Origin of the sequence: Haloarcula sp. R1-2 (assembly GCF_011627385.1) — an archaeon.
Lineage (GTDB): Archaea > Halobacteriota > Halobacteria > Halobacteriales > Haloarculaceae > Haloarcula > Haloarcula marismortui.
Map to the genome: position 1 here is coordinate 523,983 of NZ_JAANTG010000002.1, position 24,474 is coordinate 548,456.

A 24,474-nucleotide genomic window follows, 5' to 3' on the forward strand; every position below is an offset into this window, starting at 1 on the left:
TTGATTGTGGGGGGCACAGTGAGGCGTATGTTCCCTCGCTTGCGTGCACAGGGTCCGACCGTCCTCATCCCGCTGGCGTGGCTGCTCGTGGGGCTGGCCCATCTCGATGTGGTCACTGACCGGACCGTGCTGATATTCCACGTCGTTGCCGCCGTCCTCATCGCTGCGTTCGCCGTCCTTTCGTGGGACGAGATGGTGACGGGCGTCCTCCGGATCTGGCGCGATATTCTGCTCGTTGGACTCCTGCTCACCGTCGGCGGCATCGTCGGTTTCCTCTACTCTCCGCTCCGGGTTCCGTTCCTGACGACGACACTACTGGGGTGGATGGCTGTTCCGGGCGTCGGCCTCTACTACACTGGGAAGCACGTTCCGGCAGGCCAGCGGGCGTACACGGCCGGCGCAGTGCTGAGTGTTCTCGGTGCGGCGGTGTACGCTGGCGCGCTGTTCCCGCCGGCGGAAACCGCGTTGCTCGCCGGCATCGGACTTGCGCTGGTCGGCCAGACGGTCGGCATCGTTCAGGCGGTTCGCCAGCCCGACGAACCGTCAGGCTAGGGCCGCATCGAGCTTCTCCACCGGATGCGGCGGTTCGCCGTCGCTTTCGTCCCAGTCGTCCAGTTGCGTGCGACAGGATGCGCCGGGCGCGACCACGGTGTCGCCGCGACTCTCGCCGATCTGATCGAACAGGATCGAGCCGATGGCCTTGCTCATCGAGAAGTGCTCGGCCTCGTAGCCGAAAGAGCCGGCCATGCCACAACAGCCCGAATCCAGCGGGTCCACGTCGTAGCCGGCCCGTCGGAGGACGCCGACAGCGTGGTGGTCCTTCTTCGTCGCCTTCTGGTGACAGTGGCCGTGGTAGGTCAGCGTCTCGGCCGGCACGTCCCAGTCGGCCCCTTCGTCCAGCCGGAAGGTGTCGAGGTACTCACAGATGCCGTAGGCGTTGGCGGCCAGCGTCTCCACGTCCTCGCCCGACAGCAGGTCCAGATAGTCCGACTGGAACATCACGGCGTCGCTTGGTTCGACCAGCACCACGTCCCAGCCCTCCTTGACCGCGGGCACGAGCGCCTCAACGTTGTCCTTCGCGGTCGCCCGGGACTGGTCGAGAAAGCCCTTTGAGTGGGCCGGCCGTCCGCTGTCGGTCCGGTCGGCCAGTTGGACGTGGACGCCCGCGGCTTCGAGGACGCGAACGGCGGCTTTCCCGACCTCGGGATGGCTGTAGTTTGTGTACGTGTCGGGAAACAGCAGGGCTTGCCGCTCGGCTTCGTCCGCCGGGATTTGCGGGCCGCGTTCGTCGAACCAGTCCTGCAGCGTCGTGCGCTGGAAGCTCGGCAGCGTGCGGTCGGGGGCGATACCGACCGCCTTCTCCAGCACCGTTCGAGCGCCCGGCACCTTCGTCGCGAGGTTCGACAGTGGCGCGAAGGAACTGCCTAGCCCGGCCAGCGCGTCGACGTTGGCGAACACCTTGTCCCGCAGGCTGGACCCGTGTTCCTGATGGTAGGCGTGTGTCACCTCGGCTTTGAGTTTCGCCATGTCGACCTCGCTCGGGCAGTCCTTCGCACACCCCTTGCAGCCGATACAGAGGTCGAGCACCTCGTGCATGAACTCCTCGTCCGTAGGGTCGTCCGGCAGGTCGCCGCTCATCGCTTGCCGGAGCATATTCGCCCGCCCCCGCGTCGTCGTCATCTCCTCCTCGGACGCGCGATAGGTCGGGCACATCACGCCACCGGTCGTCTCCTGCGGGCCGCGACAGCCGCCACAGCCGTGACAGAGTTCGACCATCCCCTGCATCCCGTTGTCGTTGTCCCACTCCAGTGCGGGGTCGAAGCCGGTGTCGAACTCGTATTCCGGGTCGAAACGGAGGTTCTCGGTCATGTCGACAGTGCGCGCCCGCTCGGGCATCGCGCCGGACTCGACAGCGGCGGCGTCGACGCCGACGACCTGCCCGGGGTTGAGCAGCCAGTCGGGGTCGAACACCGACTTGAGTTCCTGGAAGGTCTCCCAGAGGTCCGCGCCGTAGAGCTTCTCGTTCCACTGCGTGCGGGCGCGGCCGTCGCCGTGTTCGCCCGAGACGCTCCCACCGTATTTCACGACGAGGTCGGTCACCGCGTCGGCGATGGATTCCATGGTTTCGACGCCTTCGACCGACTTCGTGTTGATGAGCGGGCGGATGTGGAGCACGCCGGGGCCGGCGTGGGCGTAGAAGGAGGCGAAGGTGTCGTGCTCCTCCAGAATCTCCTGAAAGTCGGCGACGTACTCCGGGAGGTTCGCCGGCGGGATGGCGGTGTCCTCGATGAACGAGCCGTGTTTCTCGTCAGTCGTCCGCGAGAGTAGTATCGGGAGGCCGGATTTGCGCATCTTCCAGAATTTCTCGCGTTTCGCCTCGTCGTGGGCCTCCATAGCGTCGAACGCCCGTATCGGCGTGTCAACGACGGTCCGGTCCGCGGTCGGGTCGGCGGCGGGGTCGACGCCGTTCGTTCGGTCCACAAGCAGGTCGGCGACTTTCTGTCGCCCGCTCTCCTCGTCGTCGGCGTAGAACTCTACGATGAGGACCGCCCGAGTCCCCTCGGGCAACATCCCAACCACGTCTTCGAACTCGGCGGTGTCTTGGGCCAGGTCGATGAGTACGTCGTCGAGCACCTCGACGGCAGCCGGATCGTGTTCGAGAATGTCCGCCACGTCTTCCATAGCCTCGATGAGCCCCTCGTAGGCGAGCAGGCCCATCGACTTGGTTTCTGGAATCGGCTCCAGAGACACCTCGGCCTCGGTGACAATTGCGAGGGTCCCTTCGCTGCCGGCCAGCAGCGAGGCGACGTTGATGGTCCCGTCCTGTGCGTCGTCGAGCACCCAGTCGAGGTTATACCCAGAGACGTTGCGCTTCAGGTCCGGGTAGTGGCTCTCAATCTCCTCGCCCTCCTCGGCGAGTATTCGCTCGATTTCGGCGTAAATCCGGGCTTCGAGGTCACCGTCGGGGTCCGCTCGGTCGCGCAGTTCCTCGCGGGTGACCTCGCCGAACGTGGTGACGGTGCCGTCCGCGAGGACGACCTCGCACTCTTCGATGTAGGCGTCGGTCTTGCCGTACTGCAGGGAGTGTGCGCCGGTGGAGTTGTTACCGATAGCGCCGCCAAGGACGCTCTTGTCGCCCCACGCCGGGTCCGGCGCGAACTTCAGCCCGTGGTCGGCCAGCTCCCCGTTCAGGTCGCCGAGCTTGATGCCCGGCTGGGCTCGCGCTCGCCGGTCGTCGGGCCGGGCCCCGACGAGGTCGTTCATGTACCGTGAGAAATCCAGCACGACGGCTTCGTTGACGGTCTGGCCGGCGAGGCTCGTCCCGCCGCCCCGCGGTAGAACCGGAATCTCACGCTGGGCGCAGTAGGACATGACCGCGGCCACGTCCTCGGTTGACTGTGGATAGACGACGCCAATGGGCAGCACCTCATAGAGGCTGGCGTCGGTCGCATACAACTGCCGCGAGTACTCGTCGAACCGGACCTCGCCGTCGACGCGCGCCTGCAGGTCGTCGACGAGGCCAGACCGAGCGACAGTCTCATTCTGGTAGTCGTAGTTCGATACCTCGTCAGCCGAAGGGTCTATCCGGGTGCCGGAATCGGTTGCCATGGTGTGTTTCGTGTCCAGTCGCCCGGCCACCGACGGACCGGGTACTCGGCGGTTATCTGTGGCTGTTCTAGCTGTACGCCTGACAAAACAGTTCCGCTACGGTATGTCATCACGCATTTTCCAGCCGGCCGAACGCAGCCTGCGGACGGCACTTCCGTCTCCCCGTGATAGCACGTGTTACGCAATTGTTAATATCAATACGAGCTTATATAAGGTGATTATGACACACAGCAACGACCCCTTCGAGACAATGTTCCGACTCTTCGCACAGACGCAACGAGAGATGATGGACGACAATCTGGGCCGGCGGATGGATGACGATTCGAGACGCCGAATGGCTAACAGTCCCGGATACCGTGCCGACCGACCAGCCGCTAGCACGCGCTCGGTCGACCACCGCCAGCACGGCATCGACACGAACCTTCATGTCGACGAGACCGACGACGGGTACGCCGTGATGGTCGACCTCCCGGGCTTTGAGCGCGACGACCTCGCCGTTCGCTTCGAGGATGGTGTCCTCAGTATCCAAGGCGAATCGACTGTCGCTGCGGAAACGAGCGATGGCGCTCGCCGACACAGCCGACGAGTCACCGAACGTGTCACCGTTCCCGAGCCGGTAATGGACGATGACATCACGGCCACCTACCACAACGGCGTGCTCGAAATAACGCTCCCGCGCGCGGACGACACCAGTGACTCGAACCGAATCGAAATTGAGTAGCCCTCTTTTTTCGACTGTTGCTTGCCGATGTTAGACGGCTTCCCCAGCAAAAGCGCTTTTAGTACCCTGCTATCCCACTATTCCTCAGCTACTGTGATATCTTATCCCCTCTATGGTCGCGTGCGCCCGCTGTCGACTCGGTAAAAACAGATGCTCGGGTCGCAACTGATGCTCGGAGCATCTCCGAGCCGACTGCGCCGGTGCGGCTTCCCGACCTGTATGAACGCACGGAGCGCGTCAAGTGGTGGAGGTTCGTGTGGGCGAGTGTCCCGAGTCTGTCGCGTGACTACAGGTCGACAGTCACACGCAGTTCGCTGTCAGTTATCGTTCCGATGGCGTCGGCGGCGACCTCAATGTCGTCCTCGTCGGCGTCACCGAACCCGAGCCCCTGCACCCAGGCCTCGGTGAGGTCCGGGTCCGGTTCGACGCACGCAATCTGCCCCTCCGGGTCAACCTCGGTCACGATGCCGATCTGTTCTCCCTGTGCGTCCATGAGGAATTTCCCCTCGTCTTCTGTCGATAGTACTGCCATTTCGTCTGACACCACAGACTGGACCAAGTAATAAACGTCGGTCACGCCGACTCCGTCCCTGTGCCCTTTCCCGCCTGCCGTCGGCTGGCATCCGCCCTTGTTCGCTAATATCGCGAGAAGTTCTCGTCGGGGTAGACCCCTTCGTCAGTGATATCCACCACGTCCAGCGTCGCCAGCCGGCTGAGGCGGTCTACCGCGTCTTCTTCGTCGACACCCAGTTCCACCGCCCGCGCTAGCACGCGGTCGCGGCTGGGCACGGACTCGATGAAGCCATCCCTGTCTGTCTCCGTTTCCTCTGCGATGATCGCCTTCAGGATGGCCCCGTGTTCCCGCTTCGAGGGTGTGGTACTGTCGCCGGTCCAGTCCACGCTCAGCGTCCCATCCTCGTTGACGTGGGAGACGACGAATCCGTCCGGCAGCGCTTCCGTCACCGCCGCCACCAGCGCCGCTCGATCAAGCCGCGCCTCGAATCGAAACCGCTTACCGTCTTTGGACTGCCCGAGACTCCCGACGTTCGTCCCCGCTTTTGCTATGGCCTCCGAAACCGCGTCGGCAAGCCGGTCCTGTACTGACGCCGCAACGGCATCCCGCTCCGCATCGAGGTCTGCGAGTTCGTCGGTCAGGGTCGCATGGCGCTCCATCTGCTCGTGTGCTGGCTCCTCTGTCATACCCATGCTACTCGTCGCCACGGACGTACCTGTTCCGGCGACTGTGCCGAGTCAACGGGGCAACCAGTGGTCGCTACTTACTCACCTCGTTCAAATCCGCTCGAGAGCGTTTTCACTGTTCACTTTGTTCGTAGGAAAATGCCGCCTCCCGGATTTGAACCGGGGACAGCTCGATCTTCAGTCGAGTGCTCTCCCAGTCTGAGCTAAGGCGGCGCGCACTCCAATCGATGACGAGGGTAGAAAAAAGCATTTCGAAAGCGGGCGGAGGTTTTGTGGCATCCGCCGGGAGGGTCGACCGCTGATTACGGGAGAAATAGGTCCGCGCTGTCGAACGTCTCGCCACAGTCGTCGCATTCGTACTCAGTGCCATTAGTCGTCGAGACGTCCCCGCTGCAGGCCGGACACGTCGAGCCATCTATCATGTCATGCACTACCACCACTCCGGATATATGGATTACGGGCGACTATCAATCGAGATAGAGGGCCCCGTTTCTGCTGACTGTGGGTGTTTGCCCCGCTGTAGTTCAAAACGAGGCCGAAAGCGGTGAGGTTCAGTTGGCTCTCCCATAGACTGAGCTTGGAATTGAATGTCCCGAGAAGCCCAACTGGTCCAAGCGCCACAGGCTGGGTCTGAGCGGATTCGAACCGCCCGGGCCGCATCACACACGCGGCGCTCGTCAGTGAGCGCCGCGAGAAGTTCCGTGGGTCCGGGCGGATTCGAACCGAAGGAAGACTCACTGCGTTCGCCTTCCAGGGTTCGAATCACTATCCCCCACACAGACACCGCTGGCTCCTCGTTACACTCGTCGCAGTCGGTGTCAGAAGTGGGTCCGGGCGGATTCGAACCACCGGCCTCGGCCTTGTAAAGGCCACGTCATAACCAACTAGACCACGGACCCGTACTCCACCGTTTTCCATCGGCAGGAATAACGCTTTCTCTCTCGGTCGACAGTGGGCACCGACAGTATTACCCACGACCTACCCCTCACACGGAGTATGCAGCGCCCTGCCGTGGTTGTCCTCGGACTGGTTGGCCTGCTCGTTGCCGCCGCCGTGGTCCTTCAGACCGGCCTCTGGGTCGAGGTGCTTGGCACCGGCGAGTACGAGGAGGGCACAGTAACGGTCCGTGAGGGGTCAGACGCGGTGACAACAACCGCAACACAGCCTTCTACGGATGCTTCGACGCCAGGGACGACCGTCGCGGTGCGTGAAAAAAATGCTGGGGAACCGCTGGGGACGGTCGAGGTTCGCATCGCACAGACGTTCGATCAGCGGTACGTCGGCCTGAGCAACACCGAGTCGCTTGGGCCAAACGAAGGAATGCTGTTCGTCCACGACGAGGCAGGCCAGCACACCTACGTCATGCGGAACATGTCGTTCCCGCTTGACATCATCTTCATCGACGCCAACGGCACTATCACGACTATCCACCACGCGGCGCTCCCGCCGGAGGGGACCTCCGAGAGCGGCCTGACAGGCTACGCGGGGCGGGGCAAGTACGTCCTCGAAGTGAACCGCGGGTGGACAAACCGGACCGGCGTTGCGGTCGGCGATCGGGTCGAACTGCCGCCCGAAGCCACGTAGCCCGACGGCCTTTTGCGGGTTCAGCCCCTGAATTCGATAATGGATTTCGACGCGGGTTCGGACGACGACGTGTTCGAAGACGCCAGGGAACGCGTCGACCGGCCGATGCTTCGACTGTTCACCGGTTACGGACAGGGCCACTGGGGAGCGTTCGTCGTCGGCCTCTGCAGTTCTATTGTCGCTCGGATGCTGGACCTACTGCCACCGATCCTCTTGGCGCTGGCTATCGACGCTATCTTTCTACAGGAGGCCGAATACGGCCTCTTCCTGATACCCGACGCCTGGATTCCCAACGGGCAGGGGCCACAGCTGTGGCTCACTGCCGGCATCATCGCCGCCTCGTTCGGCCTCGGGGCCGTCTTCCACTGGAGTCGGAACTGGGGCTGGAACAAGTTCGCCCAGCACGTTCAACACGCCGTCCGCACCGACACCTACGAGACGATGCAGCGGCTGAACATGGACTTCTTCGCCGATAAGCAGACCGGCGAGATGATGTCGGTGCTGTCGAACGACGTGAACCGGCTGGAGAAGTTCCTCAACGACGGCCTCAACTCCGCTTCGCGGATGATAATCATGGTCGTCGGTATCGCCACGTACCTGTTCTACATGAACTGGCAACTGGCGCTGGTCGCGCTGTTGCCCGTCCCGATTATCGCCGTGTTTACAAAGCGGTTCATCGACGTTATCCAGCCCAAATACGCCGAGGTCCGGTCGACGGTCGGCAAGCTCAACTCCAGACTGGAAAACAACCTCAGCGGCATCCAGATAATCAAGACCGCCAACACCGAGCCGTACGAGGCCGACCGAGTCGAGGACACCTCTGAGGACTACCTCGACGCCAACTGGGACGCCATCGAGACGCGTATCACCTTCTTCCCTGGTCTCCGGCTCGTCTCGGGCATCGGCTTCGTCGTCACGTTCATCGTCGGCGGACTGATGGTCACCGGGCAGGCACCCGGGCCGCTGACGGCGAGCCTCTCCCGCGGGCAGTTTGTCGCCTTCATCATCTACACGCAGCGGTTCGTCTGGCCGATGGCGCAGTTCGGGCAGATCATCAATATGTACCAGCGGGCCTACGCCTCCGCCGAGCGCGTGTTCGGGTTGATGGACACGCCCGGTCGCCTCGAAGAGGCCGAGGACGCGCCGCCGCTTGCCGTGACCGACGGTCGCGTCGCGTACGAGGACGTGGCCTTTAGCTACGATGGCGACGACGAGCCGGTGCTTTCGGACATCTCATTCGAGGCCGACGGCGGCGAGACAATCGCCCTCGTTGGCCCGACCGGCGCGGGGAAATCAACCGTGCTGAAGCTCCTGCTCCGGATGTACGACGTTGACTCCGGCACGGTTCGCATCGACGGCCAGAACGTGCAGGACGTACAGATACAGAGCATCCGTCGCGCCATCGGCTACGTCAGTCAGGAGACGTTCCTGTTCTACGGCACCGTCCGCGAGAACATCGCTTACGGAACCTTCGACGCGACCGATGAGGAAATCGTCGCCGCCGCGGAAGCCGCCGAAGCCGACCAGTTCGTCCGTAACCTTCCGGACGGCTACGACACGATGGTTGGCGAACGCGGCGTCAAGCTCTCGGGCGGCCAGCGCCAGCGCATCGCCATCGCCCGGGCGATTCTGAAAGACCCCGAAATCCTCATTCTCGACGAGGCGACAAGCGACGTGGACACGGAGACGGAAATGCTCATCCAGCGCTCGCTTGACGACCTGACCGCCGACCGGACCACGTTCGCCATCGCGCACCGTCTCTCGACGGTGAAAGACGCCGACACGATTCTCGTCGTCGAGGACGGCCGTATCGTCGAACGCGGGAGTCACGCCGAGCTGCTCGCCGCCGACGGCCTCTATGCCAACCTCTGGGCAGTTCAGGCCGGCGAAATCGACGAGCTCCCCGAGGAGTTCGTCGAGAGAGCGATTCAGCGACGGGCGCGGACGGATGCCGACGATTGAAGCGGTGAGAACGCAATGTTCGAACCGTCAGTTATCAGGAGTTGCCGACGATTGAAGCGGTGAGGGTGCCATGTCTGAGCCGTTTGGCTCTGTTAACAGCCGCTTCTCCAGACCTAAAATGGGCTGAAACAGCCGGTCGCTGAAGGGTGTATCCTCCCAGACTCAACTTCTATCCTGTCACTTTAGCTTGACAGTGCCAGCTGGGCCATACGATGGGCTACAGCACACTCTCACAGCTTAGGCAGCAGTTCCGCCGCTATCGCCGACCGACCCTCGCGTGACAAACAGATACGAAACGACGAACGAGACCACAAACAGCGGCGGGAGTGCCAGAACTTGCATCATCGGGTCTGGCGGTGTGACGAACGCGCCGACCACGAACGCAAGAAGGACGGCCAGCGAGTAGGCAGTGACCACCCGTTCACGCCGGTCGGCTGGCTCCGAACGCGACTCCCAGTCGTTTCGGACATAGCGGACCCAGAGGTAGTAGACCAATCCAAAGCCCGTAGAGAGCAGCAGGAACGTCCCAAGCACTGACCCGTTGCGTGCTCTGGCCTCCGCACGGGCCCAGTAGCCCAGTGCGATGAGATTCCCAATATAGATGCCGACGGCAAGCGCCAGAGCAGCACTCATCATAGGCTGTTCAGCGGCGAACGAGGCGAATTGCACAGGCCTCAGTCGGCTTTAGATATGTATATGCTTTCCGTGAAAAGAGAGATGCCCCGCTGGTTCAACAGAGCAATACCCCGAGACGCCGATTTCTATCCGGCCGGGCACAAACGATTATTACGCATTGTGTTGTAATGCTATCACATGTTAACCACGTACCTCGCTAGCATGGCACTGATGGGTGCGTTAGTGGTGGCGGTGGTCACATGGATGGTCCGCGGGCGAGGGTGGTATCACTACAGCCCGGGGTCGTCAACGAGCGGCCGGTCTCCAACCAGTGACCGCGAGAGTCGCTTCGAGACGTATGCCGACCAGCCGATGGTCTGGGTCGGCGCGTTCGCGGTGCTGGTCGTCGGCCTCCTCGTCGGCGTCGTCGCGTCTATCTCCGGCCCCGTCGAGACCCAGTCGATAGCGGGGCTTGCGGTCGCCGTGGTCGGTGGGGCGGGCCTCTGTGGCTACCTGCTGTTTGGGGTGTATCTCTCGGCGACGCGACGAGGACATCCCCGCTCGCTAGCGGTCGCCGAGTCCGCGACTGTCGCGGGCGTTCTCTTTCTCATCGCGGTCGGTTTCCAGCTTGTCGGGGCCTGAGACCCTCACAGTATCGAGTACGCGGCGGCCCCGGTCAGCGCGAGCGCAGCAACAGTCCCGCCTAGCACGAGGTACGTGACGGCCCGTGGTTCCCAGCGGAGGTGCTGGTAGTACGCGGCGACGCCGACGGCCTTGACGACCGACAGCACCATGATGAGCGCGAAGGCGGGCCAGTAGGCGCTGTCGACGAGGCCGGTGAACTCGACGACGGCCTGCGCGGTCGCGAAGGCGAACAGTACGACGTATATGACGGTGTAGCCTTTCCAGTCCATTGTTCTAGAGGATGTAAAACAGCGGGAACAGGAACAGCCAGACGATGTCGACGAAGTGCCAGTACAGTCCGAAGTACTCGATGGCCCTGTCGTCGCCCTGGTAGGCCCCGTTCCAGGCCCTGACAGTCATGTACGCACAGATGATGAGCCCGATGGTGACGTGCGCGCCGTGGAGCCCCGTCGTCAGGTAGAACGTCGACGACGCGATGTTCGTCGAGAGGTTCCACCCGTTCGGGAACGCCTCTGTGCTGATGTGGAACAGGTGCTGCCACTCCAGTCCCTTGTTGATCAGGAAGCCGACCCCGAGCGCGAAGGTCCCGGCCAGCGCAGCGACGGTCCCGCGCTTGCTCTCGCGTTCGGCGGCGACCATCGCCAGCACGACGAGGAAACTCGACGTGAGCAACAGATACGTGTTGATGAGGCCGGGCATGGTCACGTGCTCGGCAGGGATGAGGTCGTGGTGCCAAGCCGTCCAGCCGTAGGCGACCCGAACGAAGGCATACGAGCCGATGAAGGCCCCGAACAGGACGATGTCGCTGGCGAGGAACGTCCACATCCCGAGTTTCATCTTCTCGACGCGCTCGAAGGGCCACCGTTCGGCGATGGCCATCTCGGGCGCGTGGAACGGCTCGCGGGTCATCCCGACGAGCGACCCGAGCGTCGCCACCCCACCGACGGCCGCCATGGTCAGGTAGAACACGCTCCCCGTCCGCACGCCCGAGAGCCCGAGAAAGGCGATGAACCCGCCGAGGCTGACGAGGAACGGCCAGAAGCTGGCGTGGCTGGCGTGTTCCTCGCCGCCGACCTCGTGGGCCGGCTCCACCGAAGTGGCCGTCGCCGCGGCCCTCGCTGTCACCGCGCCGCCGTCCGTCGCGGTCCCGCCGTCGGTCGCCGCGTGGCCGTGGGCCGCGGCTCCGGGCGCGCTCTCGGTCCGCTCGGCGACCGTCTCCTCGTCGAGGAACTCCAGTTTCCCGGTGCCGTAGCTCGGTACACCGGGGAAGTTTTCGAGCGGCGGCGGTGAGGCGGCGGCCCACTCAGCGGAGGTGGCGTACTCCCAGGGGTTGGGGCCAACGTCCTCGCCGCGCCAGAGGCTCACAAAGAGGTTGTAGAACATGAGCAGGAAGCTCGCGCCGAGGATGAACCCGCCGACGGTGGCCATCGAGTGCCAGATCTGCAGGCCATCGGGGTAGACGAACACGCGACGGGGCGTCTCCCAGGCGATGAACATCGGGAAGTACAGCAGATTGAACCCGAGGAAGTAGACGCCGAACTGTATCTTCCCCAGCGTCTCGTTGTACATCTTCCCCGTTATCTTGGGATACCAGTAGTAGAGGCCGCCGAACAGCGCCGTCGCGCCCGCGACCATCACGTAGTGGAAATGCGCGACGACCCAGTACGTCCCGCGGAACTGGTAGTCCAGCACGATTGCGCCGAGGAAGACGCCGGTGATGCCGCCGATGATGAACAGGATGAGCGCGCCCAGCGAGAATAGGAACGGCGTTGTGAACCGGACCCGCCCCTTCGCCATCGTGTAGATGAGCGAGAACACCATCAGGTCGAATGGCAGGGAGATGCCGATGGTCGTCGCCATGAAGATGGTCTTGATTGGGAGGTTGATGCCGGTCAGGAACATGTGATGCATCCAGACGACGAAGCTCTGGAGCGCCACCAGCACCATCGAGATGATGAACCACTTGCGGCCGACCAGCCGCCGCCCGGTAAAGGTCTGGAAGCACTCGGCCATCACGCCCAGCGCCGGGAAGAAGACGATGTACACCTCCGGATGGCCGAAGAACCAGAACAGGTGCGCCCACAGCAGCGACGCACCCGGATTGTCCGCGTCGGTCGCCATCGTCGTCCCGTCGATGGAGTACTGGAAGTAGGTCGTCCCGAGAATGTGGTCCGAAGCGAGTATCATCAGCGCCGCAAGCAACGCCGCGAAGGCAAAGAGCATCATCCAGACGGTGAGGTTGATCGATAGCGAGAAGATGGGGATGTCCCGCATCCGGAGCCCCTCGGCGCGCATCCGGTACATCGTCGTCAGGAAGTTCACCGACCCCAGCGTCACCGCGGCGGTGAACATGATGAGTGCCAGCACGACCGAGGTCGCCCCCAGTCCCTCGCCGGGGATGTACGCCGGCGTGTTCAGCGGGGCGTACATCGTCCACCCGCCCGCGAAGGTGGTCCCCTGGAAGAAGGAGACGCCCATCAGGATGCCAGAGAACAGGTACAGCCAGTACGACAGCGCGTTCAGCCGCGGGAAGGCGAGGTCGTCCGCGCCGATCTGTAGCGGGACGAGGTAGTTCGCAAAGCCGAAGGCAAACGGCGAAATGAACCAGAACACCATCAGGAGGCCGTGGGTCGACACTGCCTGATTGTACCCCATCGACCCCAGCAAGTCAGCGCCTGAGGAAATCAGTTCGAGGCGGAATAGCAGGGCGAGAACGCCCCCAAAGACCAGAAAGAACAGCGCGGTGATGAGATACAGCACGCCGATGTCCTTGTGGTTGGTGGTGAGGAACCATCGGCTGACCGACGACTTCGGCGGGAGGCCGTGGTCGTGGCTCATGCTGGGGCACCTCCGGTGGTCGCTACGTCGCCTGCGGTCGGTGTCCCGAGGCTGGTCGATTCGGTTGCGGTCCCGTTCGCGGCCGGTTGGTCTCCGCTTCCGGCCGAACCTTCAGTCCCGTTGTACCACTCCTCGTACTCGTCCTGTGGCATCACAACCACGTCTGTCGTCATCAGCGAGTGGCCGCTGCCACACAGTTCGTAGCACTTGGCGGCGTAGATTCCCGTCTCGTTGGCCGTGAACCAGGCCGACGTGTACTGGCCCGGGACGGCGTCGGTCTTGACTCGCAACTCCGGGATCCCGAAGTTGTGGAACACGTCCGTCGAGGTCACCTGTAACCTGACCACCCGGTCCTGTGGCACGTAGAGCGTGTTGGTCGTGTGCCCGTTCGGATACACGAAGTCCCAGCCGAAGCGGTACCCTTCCACATCGATTTCAAGGGCCTCCTCCTGGGCCGGGTCGGGGCCCTGTTCGATGTACAGCAGTTGCGAGTACGTCCAGGCGATGAGCGAGACGACGATGATGGCGCTGATACTGAACGAGTAGAACACCTTCCGCCCCCCCGTGCCGCCGGTTGGCAACTCCCCCATCTCGGGCCGCTCGACCTTGTCGGCGTACGGGTCCGTTCCGCTCCCGTCGTCGCGGTACTTGAGCGCGTGGTACATGGTGTAGGCCACGACGACCACCCCGACAGCTGTCCCCAGCAGCAGGAACACCTCGAATATTTGCTCAAACACCGCACTGGGTGCCCTGACGTCGCCACCGTGCAAGGGGAACACAACCGTGGCGTATGTTATCAAGGATGTCGCCATTTCTTCATGATTCTTCCCACCCTGTAATAGGTATTGCGGACAGAAATCTGACACATATCCTTTGGTGGCCTAACGTGTGCGGGAACCTTTTTGTCCACTGCCATGTTACAACACACCATGGAAGATACGTCATCCGGCGTCGAGGACCCGCCCGTCAACGACGACGGTCTCACCGAGGCCGAGGAGTTCGATAGTCTCGCCGGGATTCTCGCTGACGGCGTCGTCGGCGCCGCCGGTGGACTGGTCGGGACAGCGATGATGACGGTCGTCTTCCTCATCGCCCAGTCACTGGGCGCGTTCAACCTCGAGGACTTCGCCATCCTCACCGAACTCGTGGGTCTGACTGGCTACGTACCGGAGGTCCTGTTCGGCTTCTTCATCTTCCTCGGCGGCGGGATGTTCCCGTGGCCGCTGCTGTTCGCCTCGCTGAAGGCGTACCTCCCGGGCCAGTCCGACCCCGTCAGTGGCGTGTTTTTCGGCGCGGCCATGTGGACTGGATTCGTACTCGCCTTCTATACCGGTCAGTCCGGACTCATGTTGGTGCTGTACGCAGTGCTGACACTCGTTGCTCACATCGTCTACGGCATCGGCCTCGGCGCAGTGTTCAACTACTTCTCGACGCGCCCGGATTCTATCGTCTGAGCCGGACCGCCGGCATACTTGAGCGATTAAAGGGTGTCGCAACGACCACCTGAACAGCAGTCAGGCTTGGCTATAGAGCCGAGCACGGTGGTATATCGGTCCGAAAAAACGCTGGACGACGCGAGCGACGCGCTAGCTACCGGCGGAGCACGCGGCGGGCATTCGCCGGAACGTGGCTGTCCCGAACTCAGGCTTCCGCTTCCGCGTCGGCGTCGCCGTCCGCCTCCGCGTCCGCCCCGTCTTCACCCTCGAATTCTTCGAGCGTGCTGCGAAGCTGTGGAATCGTCGCTGTGAGGTCGCCGACCTGCTCGCGGGCATCGTCGACATCGTCGATGAGGTCCGCGATGGTCTCGATTTCTTCAGCGAGGTCATCAGCGTCCTCGAAGGCGTCCGCGCGTTCGCCCATCGTGTACCACTTCTTCGCGTCGCGGAGGTGATCCTCGGCGTCGCCCACGTCGAGCGCCGTCTTGAGTGCGTTCAGAACGCCGAGCGTGTTGTCGGCTTCCACGTCCCAGACCGAATCTGCCTCGGGGAGCGCGTCGCGGGCCTTCGCGAGCGACTCCTCGACGTCCGTTCGCATCTCGTTTGCGGCCTCGCCGAACAGTTCGTCGTCGTCCAGACTTGACTGACTCATACGGCCTGGTTGGTGCGGTGAGGGATTAAAAGCCCGCCTGAAAGTGAAAGTGAAACCGCAGGACGTGGCGGGCTGGGAATTCCTGAAATCGAAAAGCCATTGTGGTTACTCGGCCCGGATGTCCGAGCGCACCTCGGGAATCGGGTCCATGTCGGCGTCGATGTCTCCCAGCACGAGCATCGCGTAATACCGCAGGAACGTCGTCAGCGGGACCTGGATCAGCGCGCTGATGACGAGCAGGACCAGCAGCCCCAGCAGACCGACAACCCCGGCCGCGACGATGCCGGCCGTATTCTGGAGGGCGAGATACAGCGCAAACGCACCGAGCCCGAACGGAATCATAACGACCAGCAGTGCGACGATGCCGAGAATCGCGCTGATGATGCCGACTCCGATCTGGAGGACGATGGAGAAAAACAGGTAGGCGAGGTACTGTTTCGGCGCACTCTTCATCGAGCCCCAGAGCCGCGACCAGCCGGAGAGGATGCCGTCATCGTCCGCCGTCATCAGCGGGACGACGAACACCGTGGTAAAGCCGAAGACGATACCGTAGCTTATCGCGAGTACCGCGAACACGGCGATGAACAGTCCCGACAGCGCGAGAACGCTCGACGCTCCGACGTTCGCTGCTTCGCCACCAAGCGCGAGGAAGAACACGGCTGCACCGATTACGAGCACGACCCCGAGCCAGATGACCCCGAGGGCAAGTCGGAACAGGAACAGCCGGATTCCGTTCCCGACGTGCTCGTTGAAATACTGCCGGACGTGAATCTCGCGGTCGATGAGCGCCTGGGTCAGCACGAACTCCATGAAGTTGCTCAGGATGCCGTACGCGAGCGCCAACAGGATGAATAGGCCGATAACGGCGAACACGAGGAGCCCGGCCCCGGCGAGCAGTTCGTCCGGCGCGCCGGACGGGACGCCGGGCTCGGAGACTTGCAAGGCGAGGTTGCCGGGCAGGGACATCACAGTTTCAAGCGGTGCGGCCAGCTGAAAGTCGCTTCCCGGGCCGCTGGGGCCGCTCGGTCCGCCGTTCCCGCCAAAATTACCCAGCGTCTGGACGTTGTTCAGTCCGACACCACCGCCACCGATGAAGAACACGACAAACGCCATTCGGAGCCACGTCCCCTTCTCGATCGGAAACAGGAACGACTTCGTCGCGTCGATAGCATCGTCTATGTCGTCGACTGCGTGGAGGGCCATGTCGGAAGTCTCACAGCCCGCTCTGGTAAAATTTTCGGGGCTGTGCCAGGGATTCAGGCCGCTCTCTGGCTATTTTACTCCTGCACTGCGTCGACCTGCATCAGCGGGTACCCGTCCTCCATCGCCATGCTCGTCTCGACCGTGACCCCCTCGTATTCGATTTGCATCTCGACGTCGATGAACCGCCCGGTCAGTTCCGTGTAGTCCGCCCCGCCCTCGGCGATAGCGCTTTCCAGCGCCTCCATGCGGACGCTGACGGTGACCGTCTCACAGAACGGCTGGTTCTCGATGGCCTCTTCCATTGCAGCTGCGAGCGAGTCGGCGCTATCCGGGCTGATTGGTGTCCCCGCGAACTGGTGATACAGCGAGCCGAACTTGACGCCCGCTTCGAAACACGCCTCCTGCGGAGCTGTGGGTTCCATACAATCGGTCCGGCTGGGCGACACAAAAGCGAACCGCAAGCTACCTATTGCGTGCGACGTATCGTCTCATACGAATGGACGACCCGGTTCTGCTCACCGGCGCTGGCGGCGCTGTCGGGGCGGCCATCCTCGAAGGACTCGAGGACGCCTACGAGTGGAAACTCATGTTCCACAGCCCACCCGCCGAGGAGCCCGACCACGAGTACCTCGTCGGGGACGTGTCCAGCGAGGGCGACGTGGCCGCGGCGATGGACGGCGTCGGCGCTGTCATCCATCTGGCCGGCGACCCCCGGCCGGAAGCCCCCTGGGACTCCGTCCTCGAAAACAACATCGACGGCACCCAGAAGATGTACGAGGCCGCTGTCGACGAGGGCGTCGAGAAGTTCGTCTTCGCGTCCTCGAACCATGCCGTCGGCTCCTTTGAAACGGACGAGCGCACGCCCGAGATGTATCGCCCGGACGACCAGTACCGCCTTGACGGGACCGAGCTCCCCCGCCCCGGCAACCTCTACGGCGTCTCGAAAGCCACCGGCGAGGTGCTGGGCCGCTACTACCACGACGAGCACGGCCTCTCCGTCTGTAACATCCGCATCGGCAACCTCACGCGGGGCCACCCGCCGATAGACTACGAGCGCGGGCAGGCGATGTGGCTCTCTTACCGGGACTGCGCCCACATCCACGACTGCGCGCTGCAGGCCGACTACGAGTATGAAATCGTCTACGGCATCTCCGACAACGACCGCAAGTACTACTCCATCGAGCGCGCCAAGGACGTGCTTGGGTACGACCCACAGGACAACTCCGCGCACTTTGACGGCGAAGAACGCGTCGCCGAACCGGAACCGTAGCCGTCTCCTACTTACCGTCGCCCGCTATCCCGAGCCGTCGAACAGCCCACGGACGTCGTCGTCTTTCTGCTGCTCTAGTTCGACGTGGTCTCGAAGCCGCTGGTAAACGACGGGCCGCTGGTCGCGCTCGCGCACGAACGAGAACAGCATCCCGACGAACTGCGAGTTGCCGTTGCCTCCAAGTTCACTCCGGGCGCGGGCAACAGCGTCGGCGATGACCGCCCTGTCGTACCGGCCAGCCTCCGCCAGCACCTCGGCGGTGATGACCGTGGCGTCGAAATCCAGCGCGCCGTAGCCGACGGCTTCGCCGTCATGTGTCAGCGTCGGCGGGTCCGTCGCTGCGTGGTGGGGGTCAGCCGCTGTTGCCGCGAGGAACGACCGGACCTCGTCTAGCGCCACGCCGTGATACGGGTCGGGCAGGCCGTCGAGGTACTCCGCCGCGCTCTCGGCCAGTCCCTGCGCGCCCGACCAGTTCTCCTCGCTGGCGTGGTAGACGACCGCAGTGAACTGGATGAGGCCGTGCAGGAATCGTTCATCGTCGCCCGGATCGAGCTCCAGCCAGTACTCTTCCCACGCGTCATGTGCGGCGTGGTAGCGACCTTCGTTGTACACTGCGATGCCGGCACGGAGATGGTCGCGCACACAGCGAGTTGGATTCGCGGTCGGAAAACCGCATCGGCGTTTCGAACAGAGTTGTTGCTGTGGATTCTTCTCTTGTATCGGTCGGAGTGATCCACAGCACTGACCGCTCGCTACGCTCGCGGTGTTGTGCTGTAGAGAAACGTCCGGACGGAGTTCCACGCGAGCACCGCGAGCGTGGAGCACGTCCGGTCGTAAACGAAGTGAATGTCCGGACGGAGATTTGAACAGGTGACAGACGGTCCTTCCCTCCAGTTACGCTGCGACTATCGTGTTCAAGTCTCCGCACAGAGCTTCGCCAACGCAGTCGCCCTGGCTGTCGCTCGGCGGTTTGTGTCGGCAGAAACGTCCGGACGGAGATTTGAACTCCGGTCCCTGGCTCCGCAAGCCAAGAGGATAGTCCACTACCCTATCCGGACTCATATCGAGAGAGGGTGGTGCACCTAAAAAGGGTGACGATTCGCGTACCGTCACGCGACTGGTAGGCACACTTCGCTACAACGCTGGCTTGAACAACCGGGAGTCCCATTCAACGACCATATATTAGGGCGAATATGAAGTGCCACCAACTCCTGCAATACGGTGGTCTCGGTTGTTCGATAGCGCTTGTTGGCTGCTTCGGCGGTGCGTCCGGTAGCGGGGAAACATCCACGGAGGGTGCGTGTGAATCCCAAGTGTGAACGAGACGACATTCAGTATTATCAGGCGACAGTCCGGCGCACAGACAAGTTCGGCGACGGTGGCTTTCGACGGGGATCAGGTCGTCGTTGACGGGACTATCTGGGGGTCTAACGGGTGCAAAACGGCCGACCTGACAGACATCTCGTATGATACGAGTGCCGATGAACTGAGCCTCAGCGTTGGGACGAGAGAGATGCCAGATGCCGGCGATATGTGTACGCAAGCCATTATGGAAATCAACTACCGGGCTACGGTGACGTTCGAGAACGGGCTCCCTGGTACGGTGTCTGTCTCCCACGACAGTGGCGACGGCCTGAACCCTGTGACAACAGCGACACCCTAACGGCTACCTGCGCCGCTCTCACCGTGGTGGAATGTGAGTGTCTGCTGTCGAGCCAGCGGACGAGAGTTTATATCCCATCCCGTGACCACTTTCGAGTCATGGACGAGACACGACCGAAATCGACCGACAACGGCCGCTCGCTCGCCCAACGACAACGCTTAAGCGCGCCCCAGCCCAGCGTCCCATAGATAGATGGGTGCGGTTTAATAGTTTCGCGTCTATCAATTCTATATCCCATTCCCATTTCTGTGCCCGATATATAAGAAATCTAACTGTGGTTCAGAGTATTGACGGTGAAACAAAATCGTTTGGAATATCATACCACTGCTGTCATGCGATTAGAGAATTAAATTTGTATTATTAGAATAAGACAAATCCCTTGAACGGCAGTATACTAACCAACAACCTTGGTCTAAATCGGGTAATGTTGGTTAACACTCCAAATCCAGTGTGAAATCCTAACAAGGTGGAGTGTCAATGATGCTATATGCCAACTCGGGAGACGGCTGTTTCCAAGACAGTCGAATACGAAACAGAGCCATGTGTTCACTGTAACACTGAAGTTGTCATCGATGACATTGATGTAGAGACAGAAGACAGTGAAGGGAGTGTAATGTTAATGGGTGATGCAGTTGAAGTTGATGAAATGGCGGGTCGTGGTGTTGTCAAGGGCAATGAATTAGGGATTAGAGTGGTCTGCGATGAGTGTTCACGAGCAGAATATGATTGGCCCACAGACACCTACGTTGCCGTCTACAACACGAGATACGACGTTGGTGCAGTACATCGCTGGCCACTTAGAACATTCCTTGTTGTGCTGACAGTCGTGTGGTTCAGTGCGGTGATTGTCATGTCCATTGCAATGCTAACAGCCTTTTAGATACTGGTAAATTATTAATAATACCTTTCTACCTCCCATCCCATCGTAATCTTACATATATTGAGGAAGCATGAGTTGGTGGGGAGGAGTTCACACTGTCGCGATTAGAAGGACATTCTATCAGTCAATCTCAACAAGCGTCGCATTGTGAAACGTCAATTGCCGTAACTTTGAGAAATAATATGACTGTATGTCAGTCCCAGTTGCTGCTCGGGTTGAAGAAGCGACGGTGAAGAAACTGGATATTCTTGTAAAAGCCCCGTCAACTCCCTATGAGAACCGCAATCAAGCACTTGCAGACATCTTAGAGGAAGCGTTAGTTGCCGAATAGCAGGGCGACAATCAATGCGATCAAGACGGTTGCCACTGGCAATCTATCAGTCGCCGTGATCACGTCAACGGCTATCGCCGCGACAATATTTGACATGGGAACCACTCTCTCCTTCCTTCATCCCTTTGTCCCTTCTATAATCTCGTCTTATCTCGCTCTCATCCCCTTGCTTATTTCCTTTCAAGAAAGTACATTCAACTATCCTTTGTAACATTCCTCTGACTCTCACTCTTGACTCTACTCTTGTGTGACTTCCCTGTAATCCCACACTTCCATCCTCTCTCTTGAAGGTAACTGCAATTGCGATAGTAGTTACATTGCCATTGCCGTTTGAATGGGGCCGACGACAGCAATCACCCTCGTTGAACGACGTTCTGTGTCAAGAAGGTCGATAGAAAGCCACGACTGTGAACCAATCAAAAGCAATCATCACCTACAATCGTTTGTATGTATTTTTGAGCGGATTGCGGTAACAAGACGGTGGATACCCCTCATAACTGAGATAAACTAATACAAACGGCACTCACACCCTTACAGTAGAATTTGAGCGGAGAGGAAAGCAGGAAGGTTAGCAACGGGGGTGTTGAACGGCATGATATGAAGGGGAAAGTAGGACTTTCTTCGGATACGTGGCAGTCTGCTACATGAGAGATGATTAGGAGATTGCTAAAGGGATTTAGGACCGTAAATTTCCTGAAACTGTCGTTCACTTTCATCGTGGTGGTGATATCCTTTTGTATTTCACCCACCAACTGGCAGATGTCAATGAGCACTCATCTCGGGAAGTTGCCTGCTAAAGGTGGCTCGACCGTGATCTACAAATGCCTATCCGCATCGATGGAACTGAATACGATATCGAACGGCATGAACTACAAACGCTCATCGACCGAGACAACCCGTTGACCGACGTTGCACAAGCGATGATGAGATTGGACGAACAACCCTCGGGTTCGAGTGGAGAGAACCCCGTTGCAGCCGATTGATAACCGTTAGTCCATTTCGTCAAGCAACTTGGCGGCCAACTCGGGATTGTCTTCGAGAACATCAGTGAGCTTGTCGATGGCGTCCTTCTCCGCTTCATCATCGGGATCGGCTTCCATCGCACCTTCCTGCGTCTTCTCGCTCATCTTTGCTTGAGCGGCCCTTGCATCGGGAGTGAACACCGTGCCACACCGTGAGCAAGCCTTTGCATCATCAGAAAGAGGTTCGTCACACGCTGGACAGAAATCGGGTGATAGTGGGCTTTCCTTATCGGGTTCTCGAATCCCCGTTGCCTCTTGTGCGGCACGAACATGGTCGTCGTCTTTCAGATGCGAATAGACTTCTTCCATGACACGGGATTCCAGTCTATGCCCGATGAGCCCCTTTATTGTAGAGTCATCCATCGAATACTGCCGCTTTGCGATTGTAACAAACGAATGACGGAAGTTATGTGGATTTGACGGCTTCTCGATTCCAGCATTATCGGCGATTCTATCGAGTATCCGTCTGATTGATTTCTGTGTCAGTGGTTCACTTCCATCCGCATCAGCACGGTAATCTGGCCGCTGTGCGATGACATAGGCGTCTGGTTCGGGATTAGGATGATACCCTTGCCATTCACGAACACTCGCCTCAGCGCCAAGCAACGGTCGTTTTCCACCAGCGCCTTTCAGTCCACCTGCATCGTTATTGAGGTAAAAAGTTCCGTCGTCCAAGTCGATATCCTTCCAACGGAGTGTTTGAACCGCACGTAATCGCTGTCCTGTATAGACAAGAAGGTCGAATAGACAGCGGTCCCTTGGGTGATCAATGCTCTTTCGCATTGCATCAATTTCATCACCTGTGTAGATGTCCCGTTCATCCACAGTGTTCTTTTCTGGTGCGATAACGGACAACTGCTCTACATCAACGTCGAAATCGTCATGGTATTCGTAGAATACTCTTACTGTTGATTGCTGTCCAGTAACAGTATTGGCCGATAATCCACTGTCCTTCACATCGGGATGTTCGCCGCTTAGAATGTCGTCCCACAACTGGTTGATATCATCTTCTGTGGCTTCAGTCAAATCCACTTCTAGCCGCTCCGCTACCAATCTGAGCCGATTGCACCACGCTTTGAGAGTAGTCCCACTCCGATGTGATTCACCCTCTGGTTTCGGGACTGAGGGACTGTTCTCATCATATGCGTTGACTATTTCAGTTATGACGCCAAATTCATCTTCACTAATGCGACCCTCATCAGCAGCAGTTTCGAGACTCGCTCTCGCCTGCCGTAGCAGGTTTTCTGGCGAGTCGCGGTCTGGTAAGTCGGACATGGGTTTGGTTGATAGTCAGTCGGTTGTAGAATTGACTGACATGGACAAATAACAATGGGTGCGATAGAGGACATTTACGAGGACCTAGAGACGGACGTCCCCGAGGAGGAGTTCCGCGAGGCCGTCGAGGAGAAGGTCGAGCAGATGGGAGGGCTCGCCGACGAGGAGACGGCCGCGATGCTGTTGGCCCACGAACTCAACGAGAATGAGGTCAACGCCATCGCCGATATCGAACCTGGGATGGACGAGGTCAAATTCCTCGCCAAGGTGATGGCCATCGGCGACCTGAAAACCTTCGAACGCGACGACGAGGACGAGGACGGCCGGGTCATCAACGTCGAGGCCGCCGACGAGAGCGGCAGCCTCAGGCTCGCTTTCTGGGACGGACAGGCCGTCGACATCGACGAGGGGCAACTGGAGGTCGGCGACGTGCTCCGGGTCAAGGGCCGACCGAAGGACGGCTACAACGGGCTTGAGGTGTCTGTCGACAAGGCAGAGCCGGACGAGGACGCCACAATCGACGTGGAGCCGGGCGCTGGCTCGTCCATCGACGCGCTGACGATGGGACAGTCCGACGTGACGCTGCGCGGGCTCGTGCTTGATACCGATTCGATTCGGACGTTTGACCGCGACGACGGTAGCGAGGGCCGCGTCTCGAACCTCACACTTGGCGACGAGACGGGGCGCATCCGGGTGACGCTGTGGGACGACCGGGCTGACCGTGCCGAGGAACTCGATGCGGGGGCAGCCGTCGAGATCATCGACGGCTACGTTCGCGAGCGGGACGGCTCGCTTGAACTCCACGTCGGCGACCAGGGGGCCGTCGACGAAGTGGAAGACGACGTGGCCTTTGAGCCCGACGCCGACCCAATCGCAGAGGTCGAACTCGAAGAGACGGCCGATATTGCTGGCGTCGTGCGCTCGGCCGACCCCAAGCGGACGTTCGACCGCGACGACGGCAGCGAGGGGCAAGTCCGGAACGTCCGCATTCAGGACGCCACCGGCGACATCCGCGTGGCGCTGTGGGGCGACAAGGCGGACAAGGACATTGCACCGGGGGACGAGGTGCTCGCGGCCGATGTCGAAATTCAGGACGGCTGGCAGGACGACAAGGAGGCCTCGGCGAGCTGGAACTCCACGATTGTCGTGCTTGATGACGGTGCGGATCTGGCGACTGGTGGCGCAGGCGGGGGAGCCAGCGCCGAGACGACCGATGCCGAACACGCTGGCCTGTCCTCCTTCGGCGACGAAGGGGACGACACTGACGCTGATAGCAGCGGCAACGAGGCGGCCGCTGTCAGCGCCGGCACCGGCGACACGTCACCGGACGGTGGCGCACAGAGTGCCGGCCAGCAGGTTGAGTTCACCGGCACCGTCGTCCAGACTGGCGACCCCGTCGTTCTCGACGACGGTGAGCAGACGATGAGCGTCGAAACCGGCGAGCGCGTGCAGTTAGGGCAGGAAATAACTGTCCGTGGGGAACTCCGTGACGACCGGCTTCACGCTGAGGACGTGTTCTGAGTCGCCGAGCGACGCTACGGAAACTCTTAAGACCGCAACACTCCCGG

23 protein-coding genes and 3 tRNA genes are annotated in these 24,474 nt (G+C 60.9%); 11 read left to right on the plus strand and 15 right to left on the minus strand.

Annotated features, from left to right (window positions below; translation table 11 throughout):
* Positions 1-27: 27 nt before the first annotated feature.
* A complete protein-coding gene (locus tag G9C82_RS10795) occupies positions 28-552 on the plus strand; it encodes a hypothetical protein (protein ID WP_007189380.1) in 525 nt (174 codons plus the stop codon).
* On the opposite strand, the gene G9C82_RS10800 is transcribed toward G9C82_RS10795, so the two are convergent.
* The gene (locus G9C82_RS10800; protein WP_127014082.1) at positions 544-3,609 is read right to left on the minus strand and encodes an FAD-binding and (Fe-S)-binding domain-containing protein; all 3,066 of its coding nucleotides are present in this window, start codon (positions 3,607-3,609) and stop codon (positions 544-546) included. The genes G9C82_RS10795 and G9C82_RS10800 overlap by 9 nt on opposite strands.
* A 220-nt stretch (positions 3,610-3,829) precedes the next feature.
* On the opposite strand from G9C82_RS10800, the gene G9C82_RS10805 reads away from it, so the two are divergent.
* The gene (locus G9C82_RS10805) at positions 3,830-4,330 is read left to right on the plus strand and encodes an Hsp20/alpha crystallin family protein (protein ID WP_127014083.1); all 501 of its coding nucleotides are present in this window, start codon (positions 3,830-3,832) and stop codon (positions 4,328-4,330) included.
* A gap of 286 nt (positions 4,331-4,616) precedes the next feature.
* Here the strand turns inward: G9C82_RS10805 and G9C82_RS10810 are convergent, their stop codons facing one another.
* The 4 genes from G9C82_RS10810 to G9C82_RS10825 form a co-directional block, all read right to left on the minus strand.
* Entirely contained in the window at positions 4,617-4,862 is a 246-nt protein-coding gene (locus G9C82_RS10810; protein ID WP_127014084.1) for a hypothetical protein, read from the minus strand.
* Positions 4,863-4,966: 104 nt separating this feature from the next.
* The gene (locus G9C82_RS10815; RefSeq protein WP_127014085.1) at positions 4,967-5,536 is read right to left on the minus strand and encodes a hypothetical protein; all 570 of its coding nucleotides are present in this window, start codon (positions 5,534-5,536) and stop codon (positions 4,967-4,969) included.
* 133 nt (positions 5,537-5,669) lie between these two features.
* Positions 5,670-5,743, minus strand: a tRNA-Phe gene (locus G9C82_RS10820).
* Between the two features lie 612 nt (positions 5,744-6,355).
* Positions 6,356-6,429, minus strand: a tRNA-Val gene (locus tag G9C82_RS10825).
* A gap of 97 nt (positions 6,430-6,526) precedes the next feature.
* On the opposite strand from G9C82_RS10825, the gene G9C82_RS10830 reads away from it, so the two are divergent.
* Positions 6,527-7,114: a DUF192 domain-containing protein gene (locus G9C82_RS10830; protein ID WP_127014086.1), complete on the plus strand. Its 588-nt coding sequence runs from the start codon at positions 6,527-6,529 to the stop codon at positions 7,112-7,114.
* A 39-nt stretch (positions 7,115-7,153) separates the two neighbouring features.
* Complete coding sequence (locus tag G9C82_RS10835) at positions 7,154-9,076, plus strand: ABC transporter ATP-binding protein (protein WP_127014087.1); 1,923 nt, start codon at positions 7,154-7,156, stop codon at positions 9,074-9,076.
* A 237-nt stretch (positions 9,077-9,313) separates the two neighbouring features.
* On the opposite strand, the gene G9C82_RS10840 is transcribed toward G9C82_RS10835, so the two are convergent.
* Positions 9,314-9,712, minus strand: coding sequence for a hypothetical protein (locus G9C82_RS10840; RefSeq protein ID WP_127014435.1), 399 nt, complete (start codon positions 9,710-9,712; stop codon positions 9,314-9,316).
* Positions 9,713-9,889: 177 nt separating this feature from the next.
* Between G9C82_RS10840 and G9C82_RS10845 the strand changes: the two genes are divergently transcribed.
* Positions 9,890-10,333 (plus strand): hypothetical protein, encoded by a 444-nt coding sequence (locus G9C82_RS10845; RefSeq protein ID WP_127014088.1) that lies wholly within the window; start codon positions 9,890-9,892, stop codon positions 10,331-10,333.
* Between the two features lie 5 nt (positions 10,334-10,338).
* Here the strand turns inward: G9C82_RS10845 and G9C82_RS10850 are convergent, their stop codons facing one another.
* From G9C82_RS10850 to coxB, 3 genes are read right to left on the minus strand one after another with little or no spacing between them, the layout of a single operon-like run.
* The gene (locus G9C82_RS10850; protein WP_007189372.1) at positions 10,339-10,605 is read right to left on the minus strand and encodes a cytochrome C oxidase subunit IV family protein; all 267 of its coding nucleotides are present in this window, start codon (positions 10,603-10,605) and stop codon (positions 10,339-10,341) included.
* A 4-nt stretch (positions 10,606-10,609) separates the two neighbouring features.
* On the minus strand, positions 10,610-13,174 hold the full coding sequence (locus G9C82_RS10855) for a cbb3-type cytochrome c oxidase subunit I (RefSeq protein ID WP_127014089.1): 2,565 nt from the start codon (positions 13,172-13,174) through the stop codon (positions 10,610-10,612).
* Complete coding sequence (coxB, locus tag G9C82_RS10860; protein ID WP_127014090.1) at positions 13,171-13,986, minus strand: cytochrome c oxidase subunit II; 816 nt, start codon at positions 13,984-13,986, stop codon at positions 13,171-13,173. Before coxB ends, G9C82_RS10855 begins: the two co-directional genes overlap by 4 nt.
* A gap of 117 nt (positions 13,987-14,103) precedes the next feature.
* Here coxB and G9C82_RS10865 point away from each other — a divergent pair, with 117 nt between their 5' ends.
* Positions 14,104-14,628, plus strand: a complete 525-nt coding sequence (locus G9C82_RS10865) for a DUF6789 family protein (RefSeq protein ID WP_004958973.1) — start codon at positions 14,104-14,106, stop codon at positions 14,626-14,628.
* A gap of 187 nt (positions 14,629-14,815) precedes the next feature.
* Here the strand turns inward: G9C82_RS10865 and G9C82_RS10870 are convergent, their stop codons facing one another.
* The 3 genes from G9C82_RS10870 to G9C82_RS10880 form a co-directional block, all read right to left on the minus strand.
* Positions 14,816-15,262: a DUF5790 family protein gene (locus tag G9C82_RS10870; RefSeq protein WP_127014091.1), complete on the minus strand. Its 447-nt coding sequence runs from the start codon at positions 15,260-15,262 to the stop codon at positions 14,816-14,818.
* Positions 15,263-15,367: 105 nt separating this feature from the next.
* The gene (locus G9C82_RS10875; protein ID WP_127014092.1) at positions 15,368-16,465 is read right to left on the minus strand and encodes a hypothetical protein; all 1,098 of its coding nucleotides are present in this window, start codon (positions 16,463-16,465) and stop codon (positions 15,368-15,370) included.
* A 74-nt stretch (positions 16,466-16,539) separates the two neighbouring features.
* The gene (locus G9C82_RS10880) at positions 16,540-16,887 is read right to left on the minus strand and encodes a dihydroneopterin aldolase family protein (protein ID WP_127014093.1); all 348 of its coding nucleotides are present in this window, start codon (positions 16,885-16,887) and stop codon (positions 16,540-16,542) included.
* Between the two features lie 74 nt (positions 16,888-16,961).
* On the opposite strand from G9C82_RS10880, the gene azf reads away from it, so the two are divergent.
* Positions 16,962-17,735 carry an NAD-dependent glucose-6-phosphate dehydrogenase Azf gene (gene azf / locus G9C82_RS10885; protein ID WP_004958965.1) on the plus strand — a complete coding sequence of 258 codons (774 nt, stop codon included), beginning with the start codon at positions 16,962-16,964 and terminating at the stop codon, positions 17,733-17,735.
* A gap of 24 nt (positions 17,736-17,759) precedes the next feature.
* On the opposite strand, the gene G9C82_RS10890 is transcribed toward azf, so the two are convergent.
* Both G9C82_RS10890 and G9C82_RS10895 read right to left on the minus strand, forming a co-directional pair.
* The gene (locus G9C82_RS10890; protein ID WP_127014094.1) at positions 17,760-18,377 is read right to left on the minus strand and encodes a DUF309 domain-containing protein; all 618 of its coding nucleotides are present in this window, start codon (positions 18,375-18,377) and stop codon (positions 17,760-17,762) included.
* A gap of 343 nt (positions 18,378-18,720) precedes the next feature.
* Positions 18,721-18,793 (minus strand) — tRNA-Arg (locus G9C82_RS10895).
* Between the two features lie 257 nt (positions 18,794-19,050).
* Between G9C82_RS10895 and G9C82_RS10900 the strand changes: the two genes are divergently transcribed.
* The 3 genes from G9C82_RS10900 (at position 19,051) to G9C82_RS10910 (ending at position 21,592) form a co-directional block, all read left to right on the plus strand.
* A complete protein-coding gene (locus tag G9C82_RS10900) occupies positions 19,051-19,398 on the plus strand; it encodes a hypothetical protein (RefSeq protein WP_007189366.1) in 348 nt (115 codons plus the stop codon).
* A gap of 487 nt (positions 19,399-19,885) precedes the next feature.
* The gene (locus tag G9C82_RS10905; RefSeq protein ID WP_127014095.1) at positions 19,886-20,278 is read left to right on the plus strand and encodes a hypothetical protein; all 393 of its coding nucleotides are present in this window, start codon (positions 19,886-19,888) and stop codon (positions 20,276-20,278) included.
* Positions 20,279-21,430: 1,152 nt separating this feature from the next.
* On the plus strand, positions 21,431-21,592 hold the full coding sequence (locus tag G9C82_RS10910; protein ID WP_164734755.1) for a hypothetical protein: 162 nt from the start codon (positions 21,431-21,433) through the stop codon (positions 21,590-21,592).
* A gap of 6 nt (positions 21,593-21,598) precedes the next feature.
* Here G9C82_RS10910 and G9C82_RS10915 read toward each other — a convergent pair whose 3' ends face one another.
* Positions 21,599-22,906: a site-specific integrase gene (locus tag G9C82_RS10915; RefSeq protein WP_127014096.1), complete on the minus strand. Its 1,308-nt coding sequence runs from the start codon at positions 22,904-22,906 to the stop codon at positions 21,599-21,601.
* Between the two features lie 54 nt (positions 22,907-22,960).
* Between G9C82_RS10915 and G9C82_RS10920 the strand changes: the two genes are divergently transcribed.
* Positions 22,961-24,427, plus strand: coding sequence for a single-stranded DNA binding protein (locus G9C82_RS10920; protein WP_127014097.1), 1,467 nt, complete (start codon positions 22,961-22,963; stop codon positions 24,425-24,427).
* Positions 24,428-24,474 lie beyond the last annotated feature (47 nt).

Bases quoted from the DNA above. Each gene is read 5' to 3' on its own strand.
- G9C82_RS10795 (WP_007189380.1), top strand. From the start codon at position 28: ATGTTCCCTCGCTTGCGTGCACAGGGTCCGACCGTCCTCATCCCGCTG.
- G9C82_RS10800 (WP_127014082.1), bottom strand. From the start codon at position 3,609: ATGGCAACCGATTCCGGCACCCGGATAGACCCTTCGGCTGACGAGGTA.
- G9C82_RS10805 (WP_127014083.1), top strand. From the start codon at position 3,830: ATGACACACAGCAACGACCCCTTCGAGACAATGTTCCGACTCTTCGCA.
- G9C82_RS10810 (WP_127014084.1), bottom strand. From the start codon at position 4,862: ATGGCAGTACTATCGACAGAAGACGAGGGGAAATTCCTCATGGACGCA.
- G9C82_RS10815 (WP_127014085.1), bottom strand. From the start codon at position 5,536: ATGGGTATGACAGAGGAGCCAGCACACGAGCAGATGGAGCGCCATGCG.
- G9C82_RS10830 (WP_127014086.1), top strand. From the start codon at position 6,527: ATGCAGCGCCCTGCCGTGGTTGTCCTCGGACTGGTTGGCCTGCTCGTT.
- G9C82_RS10835 (WP_127014087.1), top strand. From the start codon at position 7,154: ATGGATTTCGACGCGGGTTCGGACGACGACGTGTTCGAAGACGCCAGG.
- G9C82_RS10840 (WP_127014435.1), bottom strand. From the start codon at position 9,712: ATGATGAGTGCTGCTCTGGCGCTTGCCGTCGGCATCTATATTGGGAAT.
- G9C82_RS10845 (WP_127014088.1), top strand. From the start codon at position 9,890: ATGTTAACCACGTACCTCGCTAGCATGGCACTGATGGGTGCGTTAGTG.
- G9C82_RS10850 (WP_007189372.1), bottom strand. From the start codon at position 10,605: ATGGACTGGAAAGGCTACACCGTCATATACGTCGTACTGTTCGCCTTC.
- G9C82_RS10855 (WP_127014089.1), bottom strand. From the start codon at position 13,174: ATGAGCCACGACCACGGCCTCCCGCCGAAGTCGTCGGTCAGCCGATGG.
- coxB (WP_127014090.1), bottom strand. From the start codon at position 13,986: ATGGCGACATCCTTGATAACATACGCCACGGTTGTGTTCCCCTTGCAC.
- G9C82_RS10865 (WP_004958973.1), top strand. From the start codon at position 14,104: ATGGAAGATACGTCATCCGGCGTCGAGGACCCGCCCGTCAACGACGAC.
- G9C82_RS10870 (WP_127014091.1), bottom strand. From the start codon at position 15,262: ATGAGTCAGTCAAGTCTGGACGACGACGAACTGTTCGGCGAGGCCGCA.
- G9C82_RS10875 (WP_127014092.1), bottom strand. From the start codon at position 16,465: ATGGCCCTCCACGCAGTCGACGACATAGACGATGCTATCGACGCGACG.
- G9C82_RS10880 (WP_127014093.1), bottom strand. From the start codon at position 16,887: ATGGAACCCACAGCTCCGCAGGAGGCGTGTTTCGAAGCGGGCGTCAAG.
- azf (WP_004958965.1), top strand. From the start codon at position 16,962: ATGGACGACCCGGTTCTGCTCACCGGCGCTGGCGGCGCTGTCGGGGCG.
- G9C82_RS10905 (WP_127014095.1), top strand. From the start codon at position 19,886: ATGCCAACTCGGGAGACGGCTGTTTCCAAGACAGTCGAATACGAAACA.
- G9C82_RS10910 (WP_164734755.1), top strand. From the start codon at position 21,431: ATGCCTATCCGCATCGATGGAACTGAATACGATATCGAACGGCATGAA.
- G9C82_RS10915 (WP_127014096.1), bottom strand. From the start codon at position 22,906: ATGTCCGACTTACCAGACCGCGACTCGCCAGAAAACCTGCTACGGCAG.
- G9C82_RS10920 (WP_127014097.1), top strand. From the start codon at position 22,961: ATGGGTGCGATAGAGGACATTTACGAGGACCTAGAGACGGACGTCCCC.